This window comes from Mesorhizobium sp. B2-7-3, from assembly GCF_006440715.1.
GTDB lineage: Bacteria > Pseudomonadota > Alphaproteobacteria > Rhizobiales > Rhizobiaceae > Mesorhizobium > Mesorhizobium australicum.
The window spans coordinates 1-4,455 of the sequence record NZ_VFTY01000024.1; the positions used below are offsets into that span (position 1 = coordinate 1).

General features: G+C 65.0%; 2 protein-coding genes. Both read right to left on the reverse strand.

Annotated features, from left to right (window positions below; translation table 11 throughout):
- Positions 1-1,106: DUF4347 domain-containing protein (locus FJW04_RS29810; protein WP_140718408.1), on the reverse strand; the 1,106-nt coding region annotated here is incomplete at its 3' end.
- Positions 1,107-1,193: 87 nt separating this feature from the next.
- Complete coding sequence (locus tag FJW04_RS29815; RefSeq protein WP_181173089.1) at positions 1,194-2,087, reverse strand: DUF4347 domain-containing protein; 894 nt, start codon at positions 2,085-2,087, stop codon at positions 1,194-1,196.
- Positions 2,088-4,455 lie beyond the last annotated feature (2,368 nt).

Here is a 4,455-nt window from a genome sequence, read left to right on the forward strand (position 1 = left end):
GCGCCAGTTGAACCCGTCGCACCAGTCGAACCTGTGGCGCCGGTCGCACCCGTAGCGCCAGTCGAACCCGTGGCGCCGGTCGCACCTGTGGCGCCGGTCGCACCTGTGGCGCCAGTCGAACCCGTGGCACCAGTCGAACCTGTGGCGCCGGTCGCACCCGTAGCGCCAGTCGAACCCGTGGCGCCGGTCGCACCTGTGGCGCCGGTCGCACCTGTGGCGCCAGTTGAACCCGTCGCACCAGTCGAACCTGTGGCGCCGGTCGCACCCGTAGCGCCAGTCGAACCCGTGGCGCCCGTCGAACCAGTCGCACCCGTCGGGCCGGTTGAACCACCTTGAACAGAGCTCATCGTGAACCCGTTCGCGATGCCGACGGTGGTGCCGGCCGAATTCTTAATAGTAAGGATCGAACCGACCGCCGACGATACCGGCACGATCAGGTCGAAACTGTCGTTATTGTTGGTACCGAAAGTACCTTTCGCCGGTATAACGAAGTATCCGACGATCGTAGTGCCCTGAAATATGTAAAACGTACCACCTGCATCGGCAATCGCCCCAGTAGATGGGCCGTAGTGTCCAGTTATCTCAACATAATTGTCTGGGAGAATGCCGCGGTATCGCTCCGCCCCTTCAGAGGTAAGAGGGCGCTCGGCAACCCCGGATATGGAGGACTTGAGTTCCCATCTGCCGCCCAAAGTGGTGGAACCGACAAATCCTTCAGCCGCGCCGACATACGTTCCCGTTGCGGCCTCCAGCGCCTCGACGAACGCCTCGCCGACCCTACCCTTGCCCGTCTCGCAGCTCCACAGCCTGAGATCGCCGTCGGGGCTCAGCGCCCTGCCGATCGCGGTGAGGTCGTCTGCTGCGTCTTGCAGCGTCTCGATCGTCCAGGCGCCGGCGCCGAAGTGGACCCGCCCCGGCGAGCCGTGCGCGATGACGTGCACGGCATCGAGCCCGCTTCGCCCTTCGAGCGCCTGTGCGATCTGCCTTGCCGCCGGCAGGCTGCCGTCGAGCACGATCGCCTCGACCCGAGGCCGCAGGTTGCCCAGAATCGTGCCCAGATCGGGAGCGGAGCGGTCGACAAAGAGAATTTCGGAGACGCGGCCCATAGCGAGGTCCTAGAATTCAGCTTGAGGAAACGACGAAAGCCGGCATGGCCGGCGCGGCGAATGACGAGGTGTGGAAGGATCCGGCAATCATGTGCCGGATGGTCCCACCGCCCCGGTCGGCTTGGCCGGGGCGTTCACGCTCAGGATGCTGGAAGGTTGAAAATTGCCGGTGGCGTCGTACGTGCCGATTGCGAGCGGGGCCGTCGCGTTCGGCACCTTGACCGCCATGGACACCGGCGTTTCCTGCGGCATGGCGCTGGGCAGAATGACCTGGCCAACAATGGTTTTCCGCTCGATGTCGACGATGTAATAGGTGACCGCTCCGCCCATGGCGCCGACCGGCAAGGTGCCGGTGACCATCACTTCGACGACCAGAATTCCCGCATAGATTCCCATACCCACCTCCGTCAGTGGCAGCCGCGTCGCCGCCTTGCTTGTCCGTACGTTCAGTTTCCAGTCGCCGCCGAACGCCGACGAGCCGACCAGGTCGTCGGCGGCCGCAACCGGTGTTGCCACCGCGCGTGACAGCGCATTGATAAAGGCGGTTCCGGCCGCGCCGGTGCCGGCGTTGCAGCTCCACAGAAGCAGCTCGCCAATTCCGCCCAGGACTCGTCCGATGGTGGCGAGGTCGAGCTCATCGTCGCCCAGCGTCCGCGCCGACCACTCGCCCGACGCGAAGCTCACCCGCCCTGGCGCGCCGTGCGCGATGACGTGCACCGCGTCGAGGCCCTCGCGCCCTTCGAGGGCCATCGCCATCTGCCGCGCTGCCGGGCGCTCGGCGTCGAGCAGGATCGGCTCGACCTCCTGCCTCAAGTTGGCGAGGATCGTGCCGATATCGGATACGGAGGGATCGACGAAAAGGAGTTCGGAGGCCCGGGGCGCATTCGGGCGATCAGTCGCAGCATCCGGCAGCGGATCGATCCGGCGCCCGTCGAACCGCGGGGATGCACCAACGCCCCCACGGGGCACACGCGACAACATTTGACTCAACCCACCCCACTCCTGACACCCATGCCGCCGATGTTTCGACGGCAAACTCGCGAGTGAACTCCGGAATGGGAAACCGTCTGCCTTCCGCCGAAGCATAGGCATGGACGCGACATGTCACGGTGCGCCCTGTAGACGCCCCTTCTTCATGCGCGAAACTGCCTTGCTACCCGATCCCTGTCCAACCCACCTGCGCAGACCTTGCGGCCACCGACCGTGCGATCTGCGGGCACCCTCCATACCCGCATATTAGTAAATTCGAAAATTAGGGATTTGTAAACTATTAAGTAAGGAATTGGTAAATTTCAGAGAACCAGTCAGCAGACCTCGATCAATAGGAGGCGTCGGCTTAGCTCAAATTGTTCCTGAAAACCGAATACTTGCCGGCTTCCGTTCAGTTGCTGTAACTCTGCGAATAATCGCCTGGCAGGGCGCCAGCTGCGGAGCTTGCCGGGTGCCAGTTCGTGCTGACCGCTATCGTCCCGCTACAGGAACGCTGCACGAGCCGACAAGGAAGAATGATCAACGCGCGGGCCTCCAGCGAAGCCCGCGCGTCCTTTTTTTTTCAACCTAGACCAGTTACCGTCCAGTCCGTTCGCCGCTCACTCATGTGGCTTCAAGAGATCCTTCAGGGTCGTCTTGACGGTATGGTCGTTGCTGGCGTAGCCGGCGCCAGGCTTGGTCTGGTCGGAAGTAAGATCCGTGCTCGCCCCCGTCGGCTTGTTGTGGTTCTGACCAGATCCGCTGATCGTCTTGAGGACGTTGAGCAGGTCTGTCGTGACCGATGTGGCTGCAAGCCCGATCAGGTTGCGGAACGACGCTTGACCTCCGGGGTCACTGCCGTTGCCGGCCGAGCTCGACGGCAGGAATTGCGGCGAGTCCTTGAGGCCCAGCGTGCTGGCGGTGAGGTTGGCATTGTGACCGCCGTTTCCGTTGCCGGAGTTGCCCTGTCCCTGGTGTGAGCTGTTATCGGCATTGTTATGGTCCCCGGAATTACCCGGCGCGGGCTGTTCTCCGTTGCCGTGGCCGTTGTTGGCATGACCAGTGTCACCACCACCCGAACCGGTTCCTCCGGTCGGGCCGGTCGGACCTTGCGAGCCTGTCGAGCCTGTGGCACCTGTTGATCCGGTTGATCCGGTCGCACCAGTCGAGCCAGTCGCTCCGGTCGAGCCTGTGGCACCAGTCGAGCCGGTGGCACCAGTCGCCCCGGTCGAGCCAGTCGATCCGGTTGCACCAGTTGAGCCAGTAGCTCCGGTGTTACCCGTGGCACCGGTCGAGCCAGTCGCTCCAGTCGATCCGGTTGCACCAGTGGCACCGGTCGAGCCCGTGGCACCAGTCGAGCCGGTTGCACCTGTCGAGCCTGTTGCGCCGGTCGAGCCAGTGGCACCGGTCGAGCCTGTTGCTCCGGTCGAGCCAGTCGCTCCGGTCGAGCCTGTGGCACCCGTCGAGCCGGTCGAGCCAGTTGCCCCGGTCGAGCCTGTGGCACCTGTCGCCCCGGTCGAGCCAGTCGCTCCGGTCGAGCCTGTGGCACCCGTCGAGCCGGTCGAGCCAGTTGCTCCTGTGGAGCCGGGTGCACCGGTAGACCCTGTGGCACCAGTTGCTCCAGTCGACCCAGTCGCACCGGTCGAGCCTGTTGCTCCGGTCGAGCCAGTCGCACCTGTCGACCCAGTCGCACCGGTCGAGCCAGTCGCTCCGGTTTCACCCGTCGCACCGGTTGAGCCCGTCGCTCCGGTCGACCCGGTCGCACCGGTCGAGCCAGTCGCTCCGGTATCACCCGTGGCACCCGTCGACCCCGTTGCTCCGGTTGCCCCGGTCGAACCGGTCGCACCCGTATCGCCGGTTGATCCGGTAGAACCAGTGGCTCCAGTCGAACCCGTCGCACCTGTTGACCCAGTCGCCCCGGTCGAGCCGGTGGCTCCGGTCGAGCCGGTTGCTCCGGTATCACCAGTTGGGCCAGTCGAGCCGGTTGCACCGGTAGAGCCAGTCGCTCCGGTATCACCCGTGGCGCCAGTCGCGCCTGTTGCTCCGGTATCACCAGTCGCGCCTGTGGCACCGGTTGCCCCGGTCGAACCGGTCGCACCCGTATCGCCGGTTGCTCCGGTAGAACCAGTGGCTCCAGTCGAACCCGTCGCACCTGTCGACCCAGTCGAGCCAGTCGCGCCTGTGGCACCTGTCGAGCCAGTTGCTCCAGTGGACCCTGTGGCACCGGTCGAGCCGGTGGCTCCGGTCGCCCCAGTCGAGCCCGTGGCTCCGGTCGAGCCGGTAGCGCCAGTCGAGCCAGTTGCTCCAGTCGAACCTGTGGCACCCGTGTCACCCGTAGCGCCTGTGGCTCCAGTTGCACCAGTCGAGCCGGTTGCTCCGG

Excerpts from the sequence above, each read along its gene's own strand:
- FJW04_RS29815 (WP_181173089.1), bottom strand. The coding sequence starts at position 2,087 with ATGTTGTCGCGTGTGCCCCGTGGGGGCGTTGGTGCATCCCCGCGGTTC.